The following is a 25,415-nucleotide window of genomic DNA, read 5'->3' as shown; positions in this document are numbered from 1 at the left end:
AGGATTTCTCCGCCCTGACAATGTCAGGGGTGAAGCCTGTCCCGTGTTTACGGGAAGTGTTGCAATCGCAAGACAATCAGACTGTTTGGAGATTTTACCATAGCACCGCTATGGTGAATTGAAATCAGCAACGAAGTGGCTGATTTTGAAGCGATTTCAGCATGTAATAGATTGTCTATTACATATTTCGGGTTTAATACATGGGCTTTTGTGGTTAAAGCAAAAAAAAGGATAGGTGAAAATGAATCACCTATCCTCCTTCAAGAATTATATTTATTTTTTATTCATATTGGCTTTGCTTTGAAAGTGCTTTTAAAGCCTCCGCAGTGTATTTAAAAGATTTAAGTCTTTTTTCATGCTCATAGATATTCGTGGTTACCATCACCTCATCTAGGTCATATTGCTCAATAAAGTTTTCTAAGCCTGCTTTGACCTTTTCAAAACTTCCAATAAAAGCATATTTGGTCATTTGCTTGATGGCAGCCTCTTCATGTGGTGCCCAAATTCCACTCATGTCATTGACTGGAGGGGAAAGTGGGTAAGACCTACCTCTAACAATTCCCAAAGCCATTTGGTAAAAAGAAGTGGCTAAATATTCAGCTTCTTCATTGCTGTCAGCTATAACAACATTTACACATGCCATTAGGTAAGGTTTGTTGTTGTATTGAGATGGTTTAAAGTTTTGTTTGTAATAGGTAGCTGCCTGAGAGAAATAGGTTGGTGCAAAGTGGCTAGCAAAAACATAGGGCAAGCCCTTTTTAGCTGCCATAAATGCACTGTCCATACTTGAACCCAATAAATAAATAGGGATGTCTAATCCTTCGGCAGGAAAAGCGCGAACGGGAGAGTCGATGTTTTCATCAGAAAAGAACATTTGTAACTCTTCTAAATCCTGAGGGAATTCCTGTACGGTTTGCATCCTACCTCTCCTTAGAACTGCTGCGGTCTTTTGATCTGTACCCGGAGCCCTACCCAAGCCCAGGTCTATTCTTCCGGGGTATAGGGTATCAAGGGTGCCAATTTGTTCCGCAACCATCATGGGGCTATGGTTGGGAAGCATAATTCCTCCAGAGCCTACCCTGATGGTTTTCGTTCCTTGGGCAATATGTCCCATCAAAACAGTAGGTGCTGAACTTCCTACGTATGGCATATTATGATGCTCTGCTAGCCAATATCGATTGAATCCCCATGATTCTGCTTTTATGGCTACATCCAAAGCCCTTTGATAGGCATCTCCGGCATCATATCCTTCCTTAAGTAATGCTAAATCTAAAATTGAATAATTCATAACAAGTTGTATAGGACTTCAAACCTAATTTTGCGCCTTTTGGTTCCTAAATTAGCTTATCGATTCCTGTTCCTTTTAAAGGCTTAACCCTAAACTCTGCGAAAGATTATTTATAATAACAATGCTGATAATTGTAGGAAAACCAGAGCTGCCTCTTGTAAAAAACCTCACCGTAGATTAGCAGCGGCGAGGTTTTATAAAAAACAACAATTTTATTTGAGGTTAAACCCGAAATATGCAATAGACTTTCTATTACGTGATGGAATCACTTTAAAATCAGTCACTTCGTTGCTATTTTCGACTTTACCATAGCGGTGCTATGACTCAGTCTCCAAATAGCCTGATTTTATTGTGATTACACCACTCATAACGAATCCTATTACATAATCCGGGTTAAATCACCTTATTTCTCTACTAGTTTAGGGTAGTCTGTATATCCTTTTGCCCCAGGTGTGTAAAAGGTGGATTCATCCCAAGATGCCAATTTTTCGTTTGTAGTAAACCTCTCTACCAAATCAGGATTGGAAATATATAACTTTGCATAGGCTACTGCATCTGCCAGGCCTTCTAAAATAAATTGATTGCCTTTCTGCTGATCAAAACCTGCATTTATAATTATTTTTCCTTTGTAAATCGGTCGGTACCTTTTGGCAATATCAGTCTCCGCGTAGGGTATGTCCGAAACATCATTAAAGGGTTCGGAAAGGTGGAGATAAGCCAATTCATACCTATTAAGGTTTTCTATGATATAGTCAAATGTAGGAATACTTTCTTCGTCCATCGTCATTCCAAAAATCCCACTAAGTGAAGGATTTAATCTTACACCAATTCGGTTTTCTGGTACAACTTTCTTTATGGCATCGATTATTTCGAATAGGATTTTGGCTCTGTTAGGAATACTTCCTCCATATTCGTCTATCCTAACATTTGAAGTACGGCTGAAGAATTGATGCAATAGGTAACCATTAGAGCTGTGAATTTCTACCCCATCAAATCCTGCTTCCCATGCATTGGCTGCTGCATTTTTAAAATCCTCTATAGTTTGTTTAATCTCGGGGATAGACATTTCTTTGGGAGTGACAGTATCCTTAAATCCTTTAGGTGTAAATGACTTCGATTTGGGATTTATCGCAGAAGGGGCTAGTGGAAGGGCTCCTTCATGGAAATCAGGATGTGAAATCCGACCTACATGCCATAACTGTATGAAAATTTTTCCGCCCTCATCATGTACTGCCTTTGTCACTTTTTTCCAACCTTCTACTTGAGCCTTGCTGTGGATTCCTGGAGTATTGATATAGCCGACCGCCTCTTGAGAAATTTGAGAACCCTCAGAGATGATGAGGCCTGCCGAAGCTCTTTGGGCGTAATATTTTACGTGTAAATCAGTAGGAGCTTTCTCTGGATTGTCCGCTCTGCTTCTTGTCATTGGAGCCATTACAACTCTATTGGCTATTGATAAATCGCCAAGCTTTAACTTTTCTAAAAGTGGTTGGTTTTGCATAGTAAATACTGGTTTTAAACGAATCTGAAAATAATTTCTGTTCTTAGTCAACTAAAAACTTCTAACAATGTTGACTTTTTTATTACTAAGATTTGATGGCTACAATATCTGAACCAGTAATTGAAAAATTAGGGTATAGATGAAAAAAGGTTGGATTCAACTCGATTTTTCCTTGAAAATTTATCCAGAAATCAAGATATAGGCTGTGTTGAGAGTACCTACAAAAAAAACTGGCCTCCTGAAAAAATCAGAAAGCCAGCCTATTTCTTAGTATATCACCAGATGATTATTAGGCACTGTGCTCTTCGACCCAGTTTCTAGCATTGATAAAGGCAGTTATCCAAGGGCTTACGTCCTCTCTCTGAAGACCTTCCGGATAATATGGCCAGTTCCAAGGCGCAATTGCCCGCTCTATATGAGGCATTATCGCAAGATGTCTTCCATCTTTAGATGCCAAGCCGGCTACATTATGGTCTGATCCATTGGGGTTTCCAGGATAAGCTTCATAGGAGTATTTCATGCCTATATTGTAACTTTCTTTATCAGCTGGCAAATTGAATTTCCCTTCCCCATGTGCAACCCACACACCCAGTTGAAGACCCGACAAGGATCCAAACATTACTGAATTGTTTTGTGGAATTTTAACATTTACAAAAGAAGATTCAAATTTATGGCTTTCATTGTGAAGCATGCTGGCTTTTTCCTCATGTTCAGGATTGATAAGGTCTAATGCCACCATCAACTGGCAACCATTACATACACCTAAACTGAGCGTGTCTTTCCTTGCATAAAAGTTGTCCAAAGCATTCTTAGCTTTTTCATTGTAAAGAAAAGCTCCGGCCCATCCCTTGGCAGAACCAAGAACATCTGAATTTGAGAAGCCACCTACAAACACAATCATGTTTACATCCTCTAGGTTTTCCCTTCCTGATATAAGGTCTGTCATATGGATGTCTTTGACATCGAATCCAGCCAGCCATAATGAATAGGCCATCTCTCTGTCTCCATTGACTCCTTTTTCACGAATAATTGCTGCTTTGGCGCCCGTGGTTGTTTTCCTATTGGGGTCCAAATTCAATGATTCGTAAGTCCCTTTCCATTGCTCAGGAAAGGTATAGTTCAAAGGTTGATTTTTGTAATTTTCAAACCTTTCTTTTGCGAGCCGTTTCCCAGACTGTTGTTGGTCCAATAGGTAAGAAGATTTGTACCAAATATCCCTCAATACTGAAACTTCCCAAGATTTATTCAAACCATCAATTTTAATGGTCCCTGTAGCATTTACAGTAGCGATTTCCACTGCTGAAATTCCTTGAGAATTTAAGAAGGTAGTGATATCGGCTGCATCTTTTACTTGAATTACCAAACCTGGATTTTCTGCAAACAATCCTTTGATCAAATCTTTTTCCTTAAGATTTGAAGCATGAATATCTATCCCAGTATTCTGGTCAGGGAAACACATTTCCAATAAGGTAGTGATCAAACCACCGGATGAAATGTCATGACCAGCTAGTACTTTGTTTTGCTTTATAAGGTCTTGAATGCTTGCAAAGGCACTTTTGAAATAGGCTGCATCCTTTATGTCTGGTACTTCGTTGCCAATTTTATTTAGCGATTGTGCAAAGGAGCTGCCACCTAATTTTGCATCATCCTTCGACAAATCTATGTATAGCAATGTTGATTCAGGGCTAGCCTTCAGACCAGGAGAAATAACATTATTTATATCTGAACATTCACCTACAGTGGATATGATAACTGTCCCTGGAGACTTTACCGTTTGGCCACTTGGGTACTTCTGGGTCATGGACAAGGAGTCTTTTCCGGTAGGAATGTTTATCCCCAAAGCGATAGCAAAATCACTTGTGGATTCAACTGCTCGGTACAACCGTTCATTTTCTCCTTCGTTTTTGGCTGGCCACATCCAGTTGGCACTTAGGGAAACCCCTTTTAGCCCATCGGTAAGTGGTGCCCATATTAAGTTGGTAAGTGCTTCCGCTATTGCCAATCGGGAGCCGGCTTCAGGACTTACCAAAGCGGCTATAGGAGAATGGCCGATGGAAGTAGCTATTCCTTTATTTCCTGAATAATCCATGGCCATCACTGCCACATTATTCAATGGAAGCTGAAGTTCGCCAGTTGTTTGTTGCTTGGCCACCCTACCAGTAACTGACCTGTCTACTTTGTTGGTGAGCCAGTCTTTGCAAGCTACTGCTTCTAATTGCAGCACATTGGTTAAATACTGCTCAAAATCTTGAACTTTGTATTCTGGTGCTTTAAAATTTTGCTTGGCTTTTTTGTCCACCAAAACAGTTTTTGGGGAAGACCCAAACATATGATTCAAACTCCAATCAACAGGTTTTTCTCCTGTCTGGGTGTTTTCAAATTTGAATTGCATGTCCCCAGTCGTTTGGCCAATATTATAAAATGGAGCTCTTTCTCGGTCAGCAATCTTTTTTATCTTGTCGATGTGAACATCTTTTACTACCAATCCCATTCTTTCCTGGGACTCATTGCCAATGATTTCTTTGGCAGAAAGGGTAGGGTCCCCAACAGGCAATTTTTCCAAATCAATGGTTCCTCCAGTATTTTCCACCAATTCAGAAAGGCAGTTTAAGTGGCCACCTGCTCCATGGTCATGTATGGATACGATAGGATTGTCCTCACTTTCAGCCAAAGCTCTGATGACATTTGAAACTCTTTTCTGCATTTCAGGATTTGACCGCTGAATGGCATTCATTTCTAAGGAAAGACTAAGTTCACCAGTGTTTAGAGAGGAAACAGCGCTGCCTCCCATGCCAATTCTATAATTGTCACCACCCATCAGGACTATACGGTCACCTTTTTCGGGATTTTTTTTAAGACTATAAGGGGCTGCAGTAAAACCAACTCCTCCTGCTTGCATGATTACCTTATCGAATCCCCAATGTAGCTCATCCTCATTGTGCTCGAAAGTCATAAGGCTTCCGCAAATGATTGGCTGACCAAATTTATTACCAAAGTCACTGGCACCGTTAGACGCTTTAATAAGGATGTCCATAGGGGATTGGTAGAGCCATTTTCGCTCCGAAAGGTTCTTCTCCCAACTTCTTCCAGCTTCTGATCTAGGGTAAGAAGTCATGTAAACTGCCGTGCCAGCTAGTGGGATAGAGGCGGTACCACCTGCCATCCTGTCTCTGATTTCCCCCCCTGACCCCGTAGCAGCACCATTGAAAGGCTCTACAGTGGTAGGGAAATTATGGGTTTCCGCTTTTAAGGATATTACGGTATCTATTTCTTTAATCTCAAAATAATCTGCTTTATCGGATGACTTGGGCGCAAATTGCAAAGCTTTAGGTCCTTTTACAAAGGCTACGTTGTCACTGTAAGCTGAGACTATTCCATTTTTATTGGCTTTGGAAGTTTCTTTGATTAACTGAAACAGCGTCATGGATTTTTCCTCACCATCTAAGATAAAGGTGCCATTGAAGATTTTATGCCTGCAATGTTCGGAGTTAACCTGGCTAAAGCCAAACACTTCACTGTCTGTCAATGGCCTGTCCAGTGATTTGCTTACACCTTCCAAATAGGCCACCTCTTCAGCATTTAATGCCAATCCCTCTTTTTCATTATAGGAGCTAATGTCCTCTATATATTGGATAGGGTCAGGAGTTTTTGCAATTGAGTAGACATTCTGCCCCAAACCTTTATAATGTCGTTGAAGCATGGGGTCGAAAGTACTGCCTTCAGTCCATGGGTAGAAGGCTTCAATTCTCAGAATCCCTTTTATTCCCATATTCTGGCTAATTTCCACCGCATTTGTAGACCAAGGGGTAATCATTTCCTTCCTGGGACCGATAAATTCACCAGAAATCTCCAGGTCTTCCAAATAATCGGCGCCTCCGAAAAGCCAGTTCAATTTCTCCAGTTCACTATTTTTTAACGCCTCATTGGTTTCAAGGGCGTAAAGGGTCTTCTCCGGGGATTGAAAAAACAAAATCTTCATAAAGGGATCAATAGCTTTTTTGAATGGGCAAATGTACAAAATTGGTTTTAAAATTTTGCAGTGCAGATGGAGTAAGAAACTGATTAGCTAGGATAACTTGAAAAAAATAGGAATTGCTCCTAAGTCAAAGAAATAAATAGGATGAAATTGTCCTTTTGGCTTGAAGTTTAAGTCGGAAGAAATCTTCAAAAACCCAATTTAATATAGCCTTTTTACAGAAAATATATAGTTCCTTTGTAGAGGTAAGAAGAATGAGTGTTAAAATAATAGAAATTCCTGAAGAAACTCTGAACCTTTTGATAGTTTCTCTAGTTTATTCCCTGAGTTAATCATTAAGGGATATTTGGAAACGAGACAAAATATAATTCGAATAGCACTAAAAAATTTTTTAGTGTACGGGGTAAGGGCAGTCACTATGGATGAAATAGCCAGGATTGCGGGAATATCTAAAAAAACAATTTATGAAGAATTCTCTAGTAAAGAGGATCTGGTCAACGCAGCAATAGAAGCATCAATAAAAGAATACAGGTGTGATTTAGATGAGATGGAAAGCATTGATGAAAGTGCTATTGACCATCTTTTACGAATGACAAGGTATTTAAGGGAAGTTTTTACCAGCATGAACCCATTATTAATGCAAGATATTCAGAGGTTTTATCCGAAATGCTGGTTAAAAATAAATGAATTCAAAACTGAGAAAGTACTTCAAAATATTATTATGGTATTAGAAAAAGGCAAGGAATCTGGAGATTTTCGAATTGAAATCAATTCAGAGTTACTGGCCTACATGCGTATGGATCAAATCACCAACACGTTTACTTCTAATTTCGCCAAATTCAGCCCAAGTTTTCTTGATTGTCAACTGGCAATTTTAGATCATTTTATACATGGAATTCTTACTGACCAGGGTAGGTCTAATTATTATAGGAAACTACAAACACAGGAATTATAATTTTATGAATCTTAAATCGATAATTTTCACCGTTTCAATTTGGGTTTTTGGCCATTGGTTTACGGATGTCCAGGCCCAGCAAGTAGCTTTTACTTTAGAAGAAAGCGTTAACTATGCGCTAGAAAACAATGCGGAAGCAAGAAGTGCCAATCTGGAGATTCAAGCAGCAAAAGGCTTGGTGGGTGAGCGAACTGCAGAGGGCTTGCCACAAATCACGACCAGGGTCAATGCAACCAAAAACCTTGTAGTACCTATTACTCCATTTCCTGCTCAATTTTCGGATCCGGAAGCTCCTGAAGGTACATTTATTGGTATTCAGTTTTCACCTGTCTATTCTGCCAACCTGACAGCCACTGTAAGTCAAATGATCTTTAACGGATCTTACTTCATAGGGCTTAAGGCGGCAAAAACTTACAAGCAATTGGTGGAATTTGACAAGGCCTTTACAGAACTTCAAGTGATTGAAAACGTGAAAAAGGCCTATTTTTCTGTTTTGGTAAGTAAGGAACGTGAAACCCTGATTCAAGCGAATTTAAATCGCTTGGATACACTTCTTAAGGAAACAGAGATTTTGTACCAAGAGGGCTTTGCAGAGAAAATAGATGTGACAAGGATACAAGTACAGAACAACAATATTAGAACTGAACTCAATAAAGCCAAAACTTCCACTAGAGTAAGCAAGGCCATATTGAAATTACAAATGGGTTTCCCTGAAGATAGGGATATTTCCCTGACCAATGAACTTGACGATTTCACCCAATATTTAGATACCCAAAGGTTGTTAAGTGAAGAAGGTCAGCAAAGAGTCGAAGTAGATCAAATCAATACCAACTACGACTTGGCAGTTTTGGATTTGAAAAACAACCAGATTCAATACATGCCAAGGTTGGATGCCAATTATACATTTCAAAGAAATGCTTTCGGAGGTAATTTCTCCAAGCTTTGGTCTGGTGACTGGTTTACAGGTTCAATTTTAGGAGTAACCCTGGAAATTCCAATATTTGATGGATTTACTAAAAGATATAAAATCCAACAGAACAGGGTGCAAATGAGGCAACTTGAAGTTCAAAAAGAATTTACGTTACAGAATATTGCCTTGGAAAAATTTCAGGCCAAACAGAATTTAATCAATAGTCTGCAGGAGTTGGAAGTTCAGCGGGAAAATAGGGATTTGGCATTGGAAGTTTTTAATATGGCTAAAATAAAGTACCAAGAGGGAGTTGGTTCCAACTTAGAAGTGGTGGAGGCTGATGCTACTTTGAAAGAATCGGAAACCAATTATTTTTCGGCGCTTTATGACACATTTATTGCACGAGTAGATTTAGAAAAAGCTTTGGGAATATTAAAATGAGAAAAGGATTATACATGTTTATGAAAAATACACTTAAGATTTTAACCCTATCCCTCATGCTGGGGATGTTTTCTTGTGGGCAGCAGGAAGAAGATGAGCTTTCTAAGAAGAAAAGCCAGTTGGATGAGTTCAAATCCGAATCTGCAGAATTGAAAGTGAAGATTCAGGAATTGGAGGAAGAAATTTCCAAAATGGATCCCGAATTTCGAAAAAATCAGAGAAAGTCAGTTTTAGTAACAACAGTGAAACCTGAAACTGGAAGATTTGATCATTATGTAGAAGTAACCGGTTCTGTACTTTCCAAAAGGAATGTAAATATAAGTGCAGAAGTATCTGGTAGGGTAGAAGAGATTGTTACCAGAGAAGGCATGTCTGTAAGAAAAGGACAGGTTATTGCTCGAATAGATGCTGAATCGGTACAAAGGAATTTGGATGAAATCCAAACCCAACTAGAGCTTGCCAAAACCATCTTTGAGAAACAAGAAAGACTATGGAATCAGCAGATAGGTACAGAAATCCAATACCTCGAAGCAAAGAATAGAAAGGAAACCTTAGAAAAGAACCTTGCCTCAATAGAGCTTCAAAAAGATAGAAGCACAATTAGAGCACCATTTAATGGAACTGTTGAGGAACTCGTTGTAAGGGTAGGTGAACTGGTGCAACCAGGTTCTCCTGTAGTTAATTTTGTAGGTGAAGATGACCTCTTTATAGAAGGAGATATTTCTGAAAGATATGTAGGGATTCTAGACAAGGGGGATTCGGTTAGTATTTATTTCCCATCCATTGATAAAACCTTAAAAACAAAGGTGACGGCAATTGGAAAGGTTATCAATCCTGACAACAGAACTTTTAAGATCGAAGTTTTTCTACCTAAGTTGGAAAAAGTTAAACCAAATATGATTTCGGTTTTAAATATTCAGGATTACAGCGTGGAAGATGCAGTTACCATCCCTTCTTACTTGATATTGAAGGACAACAAAGGAAGCTATGTGTTTGTAGTTGAAGAGGGGGTAGCTCATAAAAAATACATTGAAAGAGGCATGACCTACGATAGCAAAACGGAAATCATTGAAGGTTTAAGTGGTTCCGAAGTGCTTATTGACAAAGGATTTAGGGAAGTAGGAGATAATTTTAGTGTAAACATCTCATCTTAATTAGAATATGGCTTCAGAAGAAAATAAGAAAAAAGGAGTAATCAGGGAATTTGGTGTATCCTCACTTTCTGTTGATAACAGAACAAGTGTGGTTATTCTAACACTGATCATTACCTTCCTGGGGATGTTTGCCTACAGGACCATGCCCAAAGAAAGTTTTCCGGAAATTGTTATTCCTACGGTTTATGTAGGTACAGCATACCCAGGAAACTCACCCGTAGATATGGAAAACCTGATTTCTAGGCCCATTGAAAAAGAGTTAAAATCCATAAATAATTTAAAAGATGTAAGTTCCACTTCCATCCAGGACTTTTCATCAATTGTGGTTGAGTTTAATCCAAATGTGGAAATATCAAAGGCCATACAGGATGTCAAAGATGCGGTAGATAAAGCGAAAAGTGAGTTGCCTAATGATTTGGATAGAGACCCTGATGTGCTTGAGGTCAATACCTCAGAGTTTCCAATAATGAATGTAAATATTTCAGGAAACTATACCGAACAAGAGCTGAAAACTTATGGGGAATATTTGGAAGATGAAATTGAAAAATTAACTGAAATATCAAGTGCTGATTTAAGTGGGACCATTGAACGAGAAATTCGTATCAATGCGGATCTCTATAAAATGGAGGCTTTGGGTGTTACTTTTTCTGACATATCAAGCGCTGTTTCTGATGAGAATGTTACCATTTCAGGAGGTAATATTTTGTCTGGTGATTACAGAAGAACATTAAGGATAGATGGTGAATTTGCCAAGCCTATAGAAATTGAAGATGTTATCGTCAAGACCGAGAATAACAATATTGTATACCTGAGGGATGTAGCAGAAGTAGAAGATACCTATAAAGAAAGAGAGAGTTTTGCCAGAAGTAAGAAATTGCCTGTAGTTACAATTAATGTAATAAAAAGAAGTGGAGAAAATCTTTTGGATGCTTCTGATAAAATTAAGGCCCTTATTGATGAAGTGAAAATAAATAAATTTCCGGAGGATTTGGAAGTAACCATTACCAATGACCAATCCAAAGCCACACGGTCTCAAGTAGATAATTTAGAAAACAGTATCATATCAGGGGTGATCCTTGTGGTGTTGGTATTGATGTTTTTCCTTGGTTTCCGAAATGCACTATTCGTAGGAATTGCTATTCCATTGTCTATGTTTATCTCATTCTTGGTACTCAATTCCTTGGGTGTTACCCTGAACCTCATGGTATTGTTCTCCTTAATTCTTGCTTTGGGAATGCTGGTGGACAATGGAATTGTGGTAGTAGAGAATATCTATAGACTGATGCAGGAAGGGAAATCTGCAGTAAGAGCAGCTAAAGAAGGCGTTGGTGAAGTGGCTTGGCCAATTATTACATCTACGGCTACTACACTTGCAGCCTTCCTTCCTCTGGCATTTTGGGATGATATCATTGGGGAGTTTATGAAATACCTTCCCATCACATTGATTATCGTATTGTCTTCCTCCTTGTTCGTAGCCTTGGTAATCAACCCTGTGTTGACAGCCTTGTTTATGAAAGTCCAAGATGTTGATAAGAAAAAGCCCGTTCAGAAACCGATGATTGTTGCTGCAGTTTTGACTACATTGGCAATCATAAGTTATTTCCTAACTTGGATAGCCCTTGGAAATTTATTGTTCCTGTCTGCCCTGCTAGTTATATTTAATGTTTTCTTCTTAAGAAGGGCTATTCGTTGGTTCCAAAATGTATTCTTGGTTCGGTTGGAGGACCTATATGAAAAAACACTTCTTTTCGCATTAAGGGGTAAGAAGCCCTACCTCTTTTTCGGCGGAACGTTGATATTATTGGTGCTGTCATTGGCCTTACTTTTTGTAAGTGCGCCGAAAATATTATTTTTTCCTGACAATCAACCGGCCTTGATTAGTATATACATTGAAAAACCTATTGGAACGGACATTACTTCTACCAATGAATTTGTGGAAGAATTTGAAGATGATCTTTTTGCTTTACTGAAACCTTATGATCAAATCATAGAGTCTGTGATAACCCAAATTGGAGAAGGTACTGGAGACCCTATGGAAGGACCAAGCCAGGCATCTACTCCTCACAAGGCTAAGGTGACAATTGGTTTTGAAGAGTATCAATTCCGAGAAGGAATCAATACCAATGAAATCATGGAGAAGATTAGGGAATTGGCAGAGGGATATCCGGGTGTATTGATGACAGTAGGTAAGCAACAAAATGGACCTCCTGTAGGTAAACCTGTAAATATAGAAGTAACAGGGGAGGATTTTGAGCAGCTCATCACATATGTGAATTCTATGAGAGAGCATATAAATGAATCTGGAATACAAGGGATTGAGGAGTTGAAAACCGATCTGGAACTTGGAAATCCTGAATTAATCATAAATATCGATAGAGAGAAAGCACGTAGGTTCGGTTTGTCAACGGCAACTATCGCCAATGAATTGAGGACTGCTCTTTTCGGGCTGGAGGTATCCAAGTTCAAGGAGGGAGAAGATGATTACCCTATTCAGCTTAGGTTAGCAGATAAATTCAGGTATGATATCAATGCTTTGCTAAATAAAAAAATAAGCTTTAGAGACAAATTTGGTAATCAGAAGGAAATTCCAATTTCATCTGTAGCAAGTTTAGAATACAGTTCTACCTACGGTTCAGTTAAAAGAAAAGATTTGGAAAGGGTAATTACCATATTTTCCAATGTGAATGATGGTTATAATGCAACTGAAATTAATAACGAGATTAAACGATTGTTGCAGGATTTTGATATTCCGGAAGGGATTAATGTGAGCTTTACAGGTGAGCAGGAAGAACAAGCAAAATCAGCGGAGTTTTTGACCCGAGCATTATTGATTTCGGTCTCTTTAATCTTTCTGATTATCGTTGCACAGTTTAATTCCATAACTACGCCATTTATTATCATGGCATCCGTTATACTGAGTACCATTGGTGTGTTTTTAGGATTGGTGATTTTCAATATGGACTTTGTCATTATTATGACTGGTATTGGAATTATATCCTTAGCAGGAGTTGTAGTAAACAATGCGATTGTACTAATAGATTACACTGATTTGGTTCGCTCAAGGAAAAGAGAAGAATTAAATATCGGAGAAGAGGAAAGTCTATCAAAAGAGGATCTTTTAGATAGTATTATTAAGGGTGGAAAAACAAGATTACGACCAGTACTTTTAACTGCTGTTACCACGGTATTGGGGTTGATTCCTTTGGCTATAGGGATGAATATCGATTTTTATGGATTGTTGTCCTCCTTTGATCCGAAATTTTATATTGGAGGGGATAATGCAGACTTTTGGGGCCCAATGGCATGGACTGTAATATTTGGTCTAACCTTTGCGACCTTTTTAACGTTAATAGTAGTACCTGTCATGTATTTATTGGCAGACAAATTAAATACGGCTGTTCGTAAGATCAGTTAATTAGATTTAATTAAAGGTTGGTGGTTTTTTTAAGTGTTCAAACCTCCGAGACATTGTCTCGGAGGTTTTTATTTTTTTAGACTTGAAGGAAAGCTGAAAAAAATTGTACTAAGCTTTTTACCCTTGATTCTACCGGTTAAACCCGAAATATGCAATAGACATTCTATTACATAATCCGGGTTAAAGTCTTCTAACTTGCTATAAAAAAACACCAAATTATTAGGATTGGCCATAGTATGCACCTTCACCATGTTTGCGTTCATAATGTTTTTTGATCAAGGCTTCCTTTAGTCTTGGTGCATTGGGGTTTATTTGTAAAGTCAAATAGGCCATTCGGGCAATTTCTTCAAGCACTTTGCTATTATATACTGCTTTCTGGGCATTCTTTCCCCAGGTAAATGGTCCGTGGTTGCCTATAAGAACCATTTCTACTTCTTCAGGGGAAATGTTTTTTTCATGGAAACAGTCCAGAATTTGTTGTCCGGTCATGTGTTCATAATCACCTGCAATATTTGCATCACTCATAGGAGGAGCGCAAGGGATGTCACTGGTATTATGGTCTGCATGTGTAGTACCAAATAAAGGAATGTCCATTTGTGCCTGCGCCCATGAAACAGCATAGCAGGAGTGAGTATGGCATATGCCACCGATATGATCCCAATTGCTGTATAAAAAGGCATGGGTTTTTGTATCTGAAGAAGGTCTCATTTCTCCTTCCACGACCTTATTATTAAAGTCCACGATAACGATGTCTTCTTCTTTTAATGTTTCATAAGGAACCCCGCTTGGTTTGATGGCAAACACTCCTTTTTCCCTGTCTACCGCACTCACGTTACCAAAGGTATAAACGACCAAATCCAATTGGGGTAACTCCATATTGGCTTTATAACACTCACTTTTCAGTTCTTTGTAATTACTCATGGTATATTGAAGGGGTTATTTAAATGCAATTGATTTATAGAACATAGTCCATTGGCCATAAAGCCCTATCCAAATGATTGTAAATTAGAAGCAGGTTGCAATTTAGTAGACCAGCTCTTTTTTTCCTATTTGAAATAGATGTCTGAGGAACAAATATGGAAAAAGGATCTTTAGAATGTGATTTTAAGTTAAATTTTTTCTCGTAATTTTAGATAAATTATTAGCATATAATTAAAACAAAAGCATGCAGCTAAAACAAAAAGTAGTATGGTTGGTGACTGGAAGTCAACACCTATATGGCCAAGATATTTTAAAGGAAGTAGCTGATCATTCGCTGTCCATTAGTGAATATTTTAACCAAGAAAATAACATTGCTGTTAGGGTAACGTTCAGAGCAGTTGTGACTACCCAGGAAGAAATTCTACAGGTTTTTTTGGAGGCAAATAGGAGTGAGGATTGTGTTGGGGTAATGGCTTGGATGCATACTTTTTCTCCTGCAAAAATGTGGATTAATGGATTGAAGGTACTCAGTAAGCCTTTGCTGCATTTGCATACTCAATATGGGGAGCGTATTCCTTGGGAATCCATAGATATGGATTATATGAATCTGCATCAAAGTGCTCATGGTGATAGGGAGTTTGGTTTTATCTGTACCAGAATGAAAATACCGAGAAAGGTGGTAGTCGGTCATTGGAAAGATATTGAGCTACATAAAGAAATTGACCATTGGTGCAGGGCTGCCTGCGGATGGAATGACTTGCAAGGAGCTAAATTTGTGAGGTTTGGTGATAATATGCGCCAGGTGGCTGTGACTGAAGGGGACAAGGTAGAAGCACAGATGAAGTTTGGTTTTGCTGTTAATACCCATGGAGTAGGAGATTTGGTGGAGGTGATAAATAAAGTGAGTGAGGCTGAAATAGCGCAACTGATAGAAATCTATGTCAGTTCCTATAGTTTGTCAGAGGACTTAAAAAAGGGAGGGGAAAAGCATGGTTCTCTAGTGGAGGCGGCAAAAATAGAGTTAGGCTTAAAGCATTTTTTGGAACAGGGAGGTTTTAAAGGCTTTACCAATACTTTTGAAGACCTTCATGGTATGAGTCAATTGCCAGGCTTACCCGTTCAGAGGCTTATGAATGCAGGCTATGGCTATGCTGGGGAAGGTGATTGGAAGACCATGGCCTTGGTGCGTGCGATGAAAGTCATGGGAACAGGACTGCCAGGAGGCAATGCGTTTATGGAGGATTATACTTATGATTTTAAAGAACAAGGTGGTTTGGTATTGGGCGCTCACATGCTGGAAGTAGACGAGTGCCTTGCAGAAGGGCCTATTCGTTGTGAAATCCATCCATTAGGAATAGGAGGCAAAGAAGACCCCGTTAGACTTGTGTTTGATGCCAAGGCATGTTCAGCACTGAATGCGTCACTTATCGACCTGGGTAATAAATATAGAATGGTGGTAAATGAAGTAGAAGCCGTTAATTCACCTAATGCCTTGCCCAAATTACCTGTGGCAAGAACCATTTGGCGACCCCTTCCAGATTTTAAAAGTGCCAGTACAGCTTGGATACTTGCAGGAGGCGCACATCATACTTGTTTTAGCCAAAACTTAAGTACCCAAGTTATTGAGGATTTTTGTGAAATGGCTGGAATTGAATGCGTAGTAATAGATGAAAATACAAACCTCAGGAGTTTTAAGACCTATCTTAAAGGTTTTGACCTGTAGCGATAAGAACAAGAGAAATGCTGAATAAAGTGAGGGAGTTAAGATACTCCCTCTTTATTTTGCCAATTTAATATTGAGTCAAGGGATCAAGTTTACCCAAGTTGAACTAATCCGTAGTTGGCAAAATAATCAAAGGAGTATTGCCATCATGGATTAGGTCATTGATGAAAAAATTCCTAAATAGTTTGTCATTTAGATGGCGTGAACCTTTTTGCAGGACAATAAAGTCATCAAGGCGTTTACTAAATCTTTTTTTGATTTCAGTGAAAGCATCTTTATTCTCGTAAATATTTATTTGAACCTCAAAACGATCTTCCAATTTAGACTTCAATTGTTCCAGGTATTCCTTACCTCGAGCCAATTCTGCTTTGTCTTCAATTATGGTTAATAATTCGATCTCTTTTATGTTCTGCCCAATAGTCACTAAAATGGATTCTAGTGCTTGTTCGTTCAAAGGGTGTTTTTCCTGACATGAAAGTGCCAATTTAATTGGCACTGTTTCTTCTATTGTTTGAGGAACCGCAATTACAGTTTGGTTGAGTTGATCAATAATAGTGGTTGCTGTACTTCCTATTAATAATCGCTTTAAAAACCCCGTACCTTTTAAACCTAAAAGTAGAAGGTCATTAGGCTTAAGAAAACCCTCCAAATAATGGAGCAGTTGAATAGAAATAGCTTCAAAACTTGTTTTTTCACCGATAGGAGCTAGATTATTTTCTTTCAAGGTATTCGAAAAGGTCTTTTCGGCTTCCTTTTTATTGAACTCAATGATTTGATCACTTCCCTTGGTATTAGAAATGGTAGGAGCCAGGCCATCCAACTTATGGATAAAAACCAAGTCTAAATCAAATGTTTTCTGCCAGTTACAAGCCAGTTTTAAAAGAGTGGGTGTATACGGAGAAAAATCTATTAATACGACTAATCTGTTCATGTTGAGATAAAAGTGATAGAGGTGTTATTTTTATTTTGAATATATAAAAATCCTCACGAAATGTAGCAGTTTTATTGATGTTTCAGTTTAAACCGGTCACTTCTTTGTTGTCTTTTTATCACCAATAAGAAGTAGTTATCTTTGAAAAACTGTTTTAACTTATTTAACCCGGATTATGTAATAGGATTCGTAATAGAATGTCTATTGCATATTTCGGGTTAAATTATTTACTTATTGAAATCGAATACTGTTTCTATAATCAAAAAAAATCACCTGCTATTAATTTAAGCAGGTGATTTGATATGAATTAGATTTTTTTTCTGTCCAATTAATTGGGTATTTCAGGGGCCCGGAGATCTACTTTAAACGTTTTCTACTCTAGGGGCCCAATAAGTACAGTAAGCATCCGAGTTGACAGGTCCTTTAAATAACTGGCAGCCTCCACATTTACGTTTTTCTGTAGGTGGAAGATACAATTGGCAATTGTCGCACTTATCATCTTCTAAAGGTGACTTTTCCTCATAACCCAAACTTTTTCTTTTTGCAATGTCCTCTTCACTAAGCCCAGTCAGATCAGAACAATTATCGATGTTTTCTAATTTGTATTCTTCTTGAGGCTTGCCACATTTGCTAAGGAAAAATACCACTCCTGTCGAAGCTAATATATTTTTTATTGATTTGCGTCTGTTCATACTTGTATGCAGATTGTTGTTTTTAATAATTGAAATTCAATTTCCACAAGTTGAGATTTCAATGAGATTATGGTTAAACTATTCCGCTTTGGCTCTTATTCCTTTACCTTCAAGAATGTGATTGACCTCCTTTAAGTAATCTTCTTTCCAAGAGATTTCTGTTCCTGAAAAATTATATTTTTCATCTAGCACCTTAAGAATAGCCTCACCTGAACCAGCGTTTGAACTCAAGATCCCTAGTCTAAACCACTTGTTTTCTCCTTTTTCTATAAGGGCTTTGGCAAGTTGGTTAATAGTGAAATCATCTTCATAATTTCCTAAACTAAGAATAGCTTGAAGTGATACGATTGGAGATTCATCATTGATTTTTTCAGCAATTTTTTCCTTTAGCTTCGGGAAATTTTCGGCTAGCATTAAAGCATTTTTTCTAACACCATAATTATCACTTTCCAGTGCTTCTTCTACCATTCCTTGTTCCAATGCACCCATTGATTCTAGCAAATACAAAGCATGAAGCTGGGCATTTGGATTTTCATTCGATAACAAATCTTTTAACAATGGGATGTACTCAGCTTTTGGGTTTTCCAAAATAATCCTTTGGGCAGTGGTTCTCCACCACCCGTTTTTATGTGCAAGGTGAGACACCAAGGTTTTACTATCTAGGCTTGAAAAATCCTGTACTTTGGTTTCTGAAACACCTGATTTAGGCACAATTCTGTAAATTCTACCACGATCCATGCCATGCATAAAATCCATTTCTTCTTTTAGATCATCAGGGATCGAAACTGGGGTTTCAATGTGTTGTCTGTAGAAATCCACCAAAAATAGAGCTCCATCAGGTCCAACAGTAAAACCAACAGGTCTGAACCATGGGTCTGTTGAAGCGAGGAATTCTTTATCAAGTTCTTCACTTGCTCTTTTGGCAATTAGAGTAGGGCTTTCTTTATCTTCTGCAAGAACATCCCTGTGCACCAAATTCCCTGCAACCTCTCCTGTAAAGATGTTTCCATTAAATCCTTCAGGGAAATCACCACCATCATAAACGGTTCCTCCTGAAGCTCCAGTGAAGTGATCCTCCGCATATTCCACTCGGTTAAGCTCTTGTTCTTGGTATTGTATATTTCTCCTTCTGGTACGTTCTGCTCTCCAATAGGGTGGAGGTGTAATCTGAAACATCTCCAGCTCATGGTCAGAAATGTTTTGGTTTACAGAATTGCTAGACAAGTGTCCATGGCGCTCCAAGTACCTGTTAGGTATCACTGTCTGCTGGATGTGAAGCGTATTTTGGGTAAAGAATTTATTTCCCCAATCGTCAAAAGTTTGCCCAAATTGAGCTGTACCGCTTTCTTTCTCAAATAAACCTTTGTCCAATCGAAACCTAAAGTCAGCTCCTCTTAATTGTAATGGACCTTCTCCTGGTGCATCTTTAAAGGTAACATCACTTCTTTGCCCATTGTTAGCAGCATAAATCCAGTTGTCAATTCCCAAACGTAAATTTGTGATTTGAGCTTCAGAATTGTTTTCAAAAAAACCTGTGAAAACAGAGGTTTTTGAGTCAGCAACTCCGTCACCATCATCATCCTTTAGGTAATAGATATGAGGTGCTGCCGTAACCAAAAGACCACCTTTCCATGGCATTAAGTTGGTAGCATCTGCCAACCCTTCTGCATAAACGGTTGAGGCATCTATTACCCCATCTCCGTCAGTGTCTTCCAGTCTTTTGATGACACCTTTGCCTTTACCTTCTTCAGGCTTGTAAGGATAGTCTGGCATTTCCACCGCGTATGCAATTCCTTTTTCATCAAAAACCAGGTTTACTGGATCCTGAATATGAGGTTCAGCAGCAAATAATTTCACTTCGAAATTCTCATGAATATTGAATGTAGCGATCGATTCTTCTGGACTGAGAGCTTCTGCATATTTATCCTCCTTACAGGAATATAATCCTATAAGCAAGACTGCAAATAAAGTATGGGTAACGTTACCTTTCATAATTTTAGCTGTGTTTGACTGAATGAATAATTAAATATCTTATAAATTTTAAAAGAAAAAAATTTTTCTTCTTATCAATGGTTAGATAAATCCTTTTTTTTATTCAAGTGGGTATTACAGGTGATTATTTTTCAAATGCTAACTTTTTCAATGGTGTAAACCCAAAAACATCATCCAAGAAAGAATAGGCTTCTTTTCTTGTGTTTTCAGGGAAATCATGGCTTGCATTTGGGTACCTTACTTGTAAGTTATCCGGGTAGCCCAACCAATTGTATACTGGCTGAATAGCTTCAATTCCTGATTTCACTCCTTCCACTGAAAAGTTACTGTCCTGTAGCGGTGCATTAGTGAAAACTGGTCTAGGAGCTATTGAAGCTATGATATGGGTAAAGTCAAACGGTAAAGTTGCTTCTGGCAAAAGTTTTTTGATGACTGGCATGTACCTGTCTTGTGCCCAAGGGCCTAACCTACCACCATAATTTTTAATTCCTGCCTCTCCAATATCATAATAATCAAAAGGTGTCCAACCGCAACTTGTCACTACAGCTTTTAATCTTGAATCATGAGCAGCTACAAACAAGGCATTGTGTCCACCTAAAGAATGACCGATTACCCCTATTCGTTCTGAATCTACTTCATCCATATAAGTAAGTGCATCTACGCACCTCATATGGTTCCATACCGCTAAAAGGGTTCCGGAATCAAATCCATCTTTCGAGAAATCATGGTCTTTTTGCTCTCCAAAACTTGGGTAATCAGGAGCAATGACTACATAACCCCTTTCAGCCAATTCACTTGCAAGAGCCCTGTTTTCAAGAGGACCCTGACCATCTACAATTTTTTTACCTAGATCTCCAGTACTATGTAGTACCAACATCGCAGGGGCCTTGACTTTTATTTTGTGTGGGATATAAAGGAAAGCAGTTACTTGATTGCGCTCATTACTGTCAAAAGAAATATGATGCTTGGTATAGGTGCTTTCTACAGTTGAATCCAAATAATTTATTTCAGGCCTTTTTAGATTGTCCCTAAAAGGAAGGGTACCCATGATTGAAGCCATGTTGTTTTTCCAGGATTTCTTTTTTTCTTCCCACTCAGCCAATGTACGTAATGGTTGTTGACTTTCAGATTGTAAAACAAAAGGGCTTTCGGTTGTATTGTTAGGAATTTCTCTATGCAACATTTTTTTAATCGCTCCCATGATAATGGGCTCAGCTTCTGCTGTTACGGGGCTGGTACCTACCTCATATCCTCCTTCAGTATAAGCCGAGGATGGACCTATATAGAATGGCCCATAATCTCCATATGCTGCCATGGTTACAAATAAATCTTTTCTTTCAGCCTTAGCTGCCAATTGGTATTCGATAAAGAGTTCTCCAGGAAGGTGAAGAATTCTTACATCACCTAAGGTCAAACAACTTATATCTATCTTTTTCCCTAGTGCCTGCCTATTGTACCATGCCAGTTTTTGCACATTGTTGGTGAGCCAACGCGCATTTTGGGTACGCATTTCTTGAGCAATTTCAGGTAAAGTTTCCTTTGGTGTCAATAGGATGGGTTCCTGTTGCCAGTAAACATCCTCTTTGGTGATTTTAGTTTTTACTGTATTGTCCCAGGCTTGTTCCATTCCTTTTGCAAGTCTTTCAGCGAGGATTTTACGGTTGATTTTAGCGCCATCGTTGTATTTTCCTGCGGTTACATTTGCTCCTGCACCATTGAAGTGTACATGCATGGCATCTGGAACCGACAATTGACGCATGTACCTGGCAATACCAGGAAAATCTGGGTTGGCAATTTTAGTCAGGTAATAACTTTGGGGGTGAACCGCATAATAGCTGAATACAGCTAAAGGTTCTTCTTCATTCCAAAAACTAACCAATGAAACCTCCGGGTCAATTAAACCTTCCGGAAAATCCCTGATTTTTTTATCCTTTGTAGAAGAGGTTCGGGTATAGGCTACATGTCCATCATCCCCTAAAATCCTTCTATTTGAAGCAACTTTTTCCACAATACCTTTACCAGTACCAATATGCGTTATGGGCTTTGCGTCCTTTAAAGCTATTCTGATGGCATCCTTCAAATTATTAATCAGAAGTCTGTCAAAAGAGCTTTCATATGCTTTAGGATCTAAGCCTGCCTCTTTCAAGATTTTCTCTGCACCCCAATCACTAATTGGAGCATCATGTTGGTGCAAAGTATGTACTGCTACCCTAGAAGGTATAGTTGAAGCGGCCTCGGCAAGGCTTTCTTTAAATGCATCTTGGCTTTCGTTGGCTATTCCAATCCAATCTATTGCACAGATGACAATTGGTAAGCCTGACCCTGATATTACCACGCCTTTGGCCCTAAGACCCAGATCATCCTTTTTTTCTAGGGGATCATATGCCAGTAAGCTGCCAATAGGAGGGGTTGCATCCACATCGAAAAGGGCCAGGGTAAGGCCTTTTTCTTGACCATAGCTGGCAATGGGGCCCAAACCTAGTAATATCAAAAAGAGGGTTAAATACAGATTTGATTTGATAAAATTCATAGTGGTTAATTTTAAGAATAATTTAGGGTAAGCTTTATTCTCACTAGGAGATTAATTTTTTATTGTTCATCCAAACGGTCACTCCTTTGCCTAACAAAGCATTGATTTGGTATGGCTTTGAAAGAAACCCTGATAAAAGGGTGTTGTTATCTTATAGTAAGGCAGATGTATTTCATGGAATAACAAATACCAATAATTTATCAATTAAATCCTATCAATGATTTATCCAGCGGTAATTTTCTTTGTTAACCTGAGGATTTTTGTTTCTAAGTTGATTTGTTATTATTTAGGTTTTCGGGATGTTTTTTAGATTTTTAATGGAAATTACGATTTCTAGCGATGTTTTTATCAATGATAGTGCAATCCTACTGATTTATGATAGAATATTACGGTAATTGTACATGATTGCTATCTTTTACCTGTTCTTTCTTGAAAGCAATAGGAATAATAATATCTTTGTCGAAATTAAAAATAAATCCAATTCTTTTAACAGTTAATATGGAACAATTATTTCTCTATTTGGTCCCATTTTTGGGTATTCTAGGCCTAGTGGTAATGGCCGTAAAATCGGCATGGGTTACAAAGCAGCCCACGGGTGATGAAAACATGGTGGAGTTGGCTGGCTATATAGCCAAAGGAGCGATGTCATTTCTTAAAGCAGAATGGAAAGTAATGGGCTACTTTGTAGTGATTGCAGCCATTATTCTAGGTTGGTCTGGCACCTTGTTAGACAATTCCAGCCCCATCATTGCGGTGGCTTTTGTTATTGGTGCAGTGCTCTCCGCATTTGCAGGTTATTTGGGAATGAAAATTGCCACTAAATCAAATGTTAGAACAACCGAGGCCGCAAAAACAAGTTTGGCAAAAGCCTTAAATGTATCCTTTACTGGAGGTACTGTAATGGGCCTTGGTGTAGCAGGTTTAGCAGTATTAGGTATGGGCGGCTTGTTCATTATCTTTTATAACATGTTTGTGGTTTCTACAGGTGGTGATGTCAATGGCCATGAGATGGAAACAGCACTCGAAGTATTGGCAGGGTTTTCTCTTGGCGCAGAGTCTATTGCTCTTTTTGCGCGAGTTGGTGGAGGAATTTACACCAAAGCGGCTGATGTAGGCGCTGACCTTGTAGGTAAAGTAGAAGCAGGTATTCCTGAAGATGATGTACGTAATCCTGCTACTATAGCGGATAATGTTGGTGATAATGTAGGAGATGTTGCAGGAATGGGAGCAGATCTTTTTGGCTCTTATGTTGCCACGATATTGGCTTCCATGGTTTTAGGACGAGAAATAGTAAGTGATGATAATTTTGGAGGCATTGCCCCGGTTTTATTGCCTTTGGTAATTGCCGGACTTGGCTTGGTGTTCTCTATCATAGGTACCTTATTTGTGAAAATTAAATCTGAAAATGGAAATGTTCAGGCAGCTTTAAACAGAGGCAATTGGTTTTCAATTTTATTAACGGTAGCAGCCTCTTTCTTTGTCATTGATTATATGTTGCCTGACGGAGATTTGGTGATGTCTAGATTAAACTCAGCTTCATTTACCAAAATGGGGGTATTTGGAGCAGTCTTTATCGGACTGATTGTTGGTGCATTGATGAGTATTATTACAGAGTATTACACAGCCATGGGCAAAGGCCCTGTGAATTCTATAATTAGACAGTCTTCTACAGGTCATGCTACCAATATTATTGGTGGTTTAGCTGTTGGGATGCAATCCACAGTCCTTCCTATCTTGGTATTAGCTGCAGGTATTTTCACCTCTTACATGGCCGCTGGACTGTACGGTGTGGCCATAGCTGCTGCAGGGATGATGGCAACTACCGCCATGCAATTGGCGATTGATGCATTTGGACCGATTGCTGATAATGCCGGTGGTATTGCAGAAATGGCTGGTCTTCCTAAAGAAGTGAGAGAAAGAACAGATATTCTTGATGCAGTAGGTAACACCACTGCTGCAAGTGGTAAAGGCTTTGCAATAGCATCTGCTGCCTTGACAGCATTGGCATTGTTTGCTGCCTACGTAGGTATATCAGGAATCTCTACCATAGACATTTACAAAGCAGATGTGCTTTCAGGCTTATTTGTAGGAGCAATGATTCCTTTTATCTTTTCTGCTCTTGCGATTGCAGCAGTAGGAAGAGCAGCCATGGACATGGTCAATGAGGTAAGAAGGCAATTCAAAGAAATTCCAGGAATCATGGAATTCAAAACTAAGCCAGATTATGAGAAATGTGTTGAAATATCTACCAAAGCTTCCATAAGAGAAATGGTAGCTCCAGGGGCAATAGCCTTGCTTTCCCCAATAGTTGTAGGTTTTCTTTTTGGACACGAAGTACTTGGTGGTATGTTGGCAGGTGTGACTGTTTCCGGTGTTTTGATGGGGATTTTCCAAAACAATGCTGGTGGCGCCTGGGACAATGCTAAAAAGTCATTCGAAAAAGGCGTTGAGATTGATGGTGAAATGTATTATAAAGGGTCAGAACCTCACAAAGCTTCTGTTACAGGAGATACTGTAGGTGATCCATTTAAAGATACTTCAGGTCCATCAATGAATATTTTGATCAAATTGACCTCAATCGTTTCAATTGTGATTGCACCTTATATTCCTTTAGATAGTCCTTTAGGTTTAGCAGATAATGTGAATTCTGAAACTGAAAAAGTAGCACAGGTGACTCCTGAAAAGGCTTCAACAATAGAAGTATTAAAAATAGATTGAAAATTTTAACTTTTTCACAAAAGGCCTCTGAATTTAAATTTAGAGGCCTTTTTATTTAACCCGGATTAGATTATATAATAGGATTTCTCCGTCCTGACAATAGTCAGGGGTGAAGCCTGTCCCGTGATTACGGGAAGTGTTGCAATCGCAAGAAAATCGGTCGTGTACTGAAATAGGTTGACACAATTTAATTAAAAATTGTAAACCTATAATCGGACAAAATGAGTGAATTACAAAAGTTCTCCGAAGATGCAAGGAGAAAAATCGT

14 protein-coding genes are annotated in these 25,415 nt (G+C 38.7%); 6 read left to right on the top strand and 8 right to left on the bottom strand.

The window, feature by feature from the left end; translation table 11 throughout:
- Positions 1-280: 280 nt before the first annotated feature.
- The 3 genes from AC13EX_RS10895 to purL form a co-directional block, all read right to left on the bottom strand.
- Positions 281-1,288 (bottom strand): LLM class flavin-dependent oxidoreductase, encoded by a 1,008-nt coding sequence (locus AC13EX_RS10895; protein ID WP_482892698.1) that lies wholly within the window; start codon positions 1,286-1,288, stop codon positions 281-283.
- 403 nt (positions 1,289-1,691) lie between these two features.
- Positions 1,692-2,789, bottom strand: coding sequence for an alkene reductase (locus AC13EX_RS10890; protein WP_482892697.1), 1,098 nt, complete (start codon positions 2,787-2,789; stop codon positions 1,692-1,694).
- Positions 2,790-3,078: 289 nt separating this feature from the next.
- Positions 3,079-6,768 carry a phosphoribosylformylglycinamidine synthase gene (gene purL / locus AC13EX_RS10885; RefSeq protein WP_482892696.1) on the bottom strand — a complete coding sequence of 1,230 codons (3,690 nt, stop codon included), beginning with the start codon at positions 6,766-6,768 and terminating at the stop codon, positions 3,079-3,081.
- A 343-nt stretch (positions 6,769-7,111) separates the two neighbouring features.
- Between purL and AC13EX_RS10880 the strand changes: the two genes are divergently transcribed.
- Genes AC13EX_RS10880 through AC13EX_RS10865 form a run of 4 tightly spaced genes read left to right on the top strand, consistent with a single transcriptional unit; the run spans position 7,112 to position 13,640 of the window.
- Positions 7,112-7,720: a TetR/AcrR family transcriptional regulator gene (locus AC13EX_RS10880; RefSeq protein ID WP_482892695.1), complete on the top strand. Its 609-nt coding sequence runs from the start codon at positions 7,112-7,114 to the stop codon at positions 7,718-7,720.
- Positions 7,656-9,071, top strand: coding sequence for a TolC family protein (locus AC13EX_RS10875; protein ID WP_482892694.1), 1,416 nt, complete (start codon positions 7,656-7,658; stop codon positions 9,069-9,071). The genes AC13EX_RS10880 and AC13EX_RS10875 overlap by 65 nt, the downstream gene beginning before the upstream one ends.
- A 20-nt stretch (positions 9,072-9,091) precedes the next feature.
- Entirely contained in the window at positions 9,092-10,225 is a 1,134-nt protein-coding gene (locus AC13EX_RS10870) for an efflux RND transporter periplasmic adaptor subunit (RefSeq protein WP_482892693.1), read from the top strand.
- Between the two features lie 7 nt (positions 10,226-10,232).
- Positions 10,233-13,640 carry an efflux RND transporter permease subunit gene (locus AC13EX_RS10865; protein ID WP_482892692.1) on the top strand — a complete coding sequence of 1,136 codons (3,408 nt, stop codon included), beginning with the start codon at positions 10,233-10,235 and terminating at the stop codon, positions 13,638-13,640.
- Positions 13,641-13,859: 219 nt separating this feature from the next.
- On the opposite strand, the gene AC13EX_RS10860 is transcribed toward AC13EX_RS10865, so the two are convergent.
- Positions 13,860-14,561 carry an L-ribulose-5-phosphate 4-epimerase gene (locus AC13EX_RS10860; RefSeq protein WP_482892691.1) on the bottom strand — a complete coding sequence of 234 codons (702 nt, stop codon included), beginning with the start codon at positions 14,559-14,561 and terminating at the stop codon, positions 13,860-13,862.
- Positions 14,562-14,805: 244 nt separating this feature from the next.
- On the opposite strand from AC13EX_RS10860, the gene araA reads away from it, so the two are divergent.
- Positions 14,806-16,284: an L-arabinose isomerase gene (gene araA / locus AC13EX_RS10855; RefSeq protein WP_482892690.1), complete on the top strand. Its 1,479-nt coding sequence runs from the start codon at positions 14,806-14,808 to the stop codon at positions 16,282-16,284.
- Positions 16,285-16,390: 106 nt separating this feature from the next.
- Here araA and AC13EX_RS10850 read toward each other — a convergent pair whose 3' ends face one another.
- From AC13EX_RS10850 to AC13EX_RS10835, 4 genes are all read right to left on the bottom strand, one after another.
- Entirely contained in the window at positions 16,391-17,215 is an 825-nt protein-coding gene (locus tag AC13EX_RS10850; protein ID WP_482892689.1) for a universal stress protein, read from the bottom strand.
- Positions 17,216-17,577: 362 nt separating this feature from the next.
- Positions 17,578-17,907: a high-potential iron-sulfur protein gene (locus AC13EX_RS10845; protein ID WP_482892688.1), complete on the bottom strand. Its 330-nt coding sequence runs from the start codon at positions 17,905-17,907 to the stop codon at positions 17,578-17,580.
- A gap of 78 nt (positions 17,908-17,985) precedes the next feature.
- Positions 17,986-19,899: a PVC-type heme-binding CxxCH protein gene (locus tag AC13EX_RS10840; protein WP_482892687.1), complete on the bottom strand. Its 1,914-nt coding sequence runs from the start codon at positions 19,897-19,899 to the stop codon at positions 17,986-17,988.
- Between the two features lie 124 nt (positions 19,900-20,023).
- Entirely contained in the window at positions 20,024-22,429 is a 2,406-nt protein-coding gene (locus tag AC13EX_RS10835) for an alpha/beta hydrolase (RefSeq protein ID WP_482892686.1), read from the bottom strand.
- Between the two features lie 498 nt (positions 22,430-22,927).
- Here AC13EX_RS10835 and AC13EX_RS10830 point away from each other — a divergent pair, with 498 nt between their 5' ends.
- Complete coding sequence (locus tag AC13EX_RS10830; RefSeq protein ID WP_048642818.1) at positions 22,928-25,147, top strand: sodium-translocating pyrophosphatase; 2,220 nt, start codon at positions 22,928-22,930, stop codon at positions 25,145-25,147.
- The last annotated feature ends 268 nt before the right edge of the window (positions 25,148-25,415 follow it).

The sequence above is a fragment of the Cyclobacterium sp. L-R genome (assembly GCF_056859355.1).
This window is presented reverse-complemented; position numbering and strand designations above follow the sequence as displayed.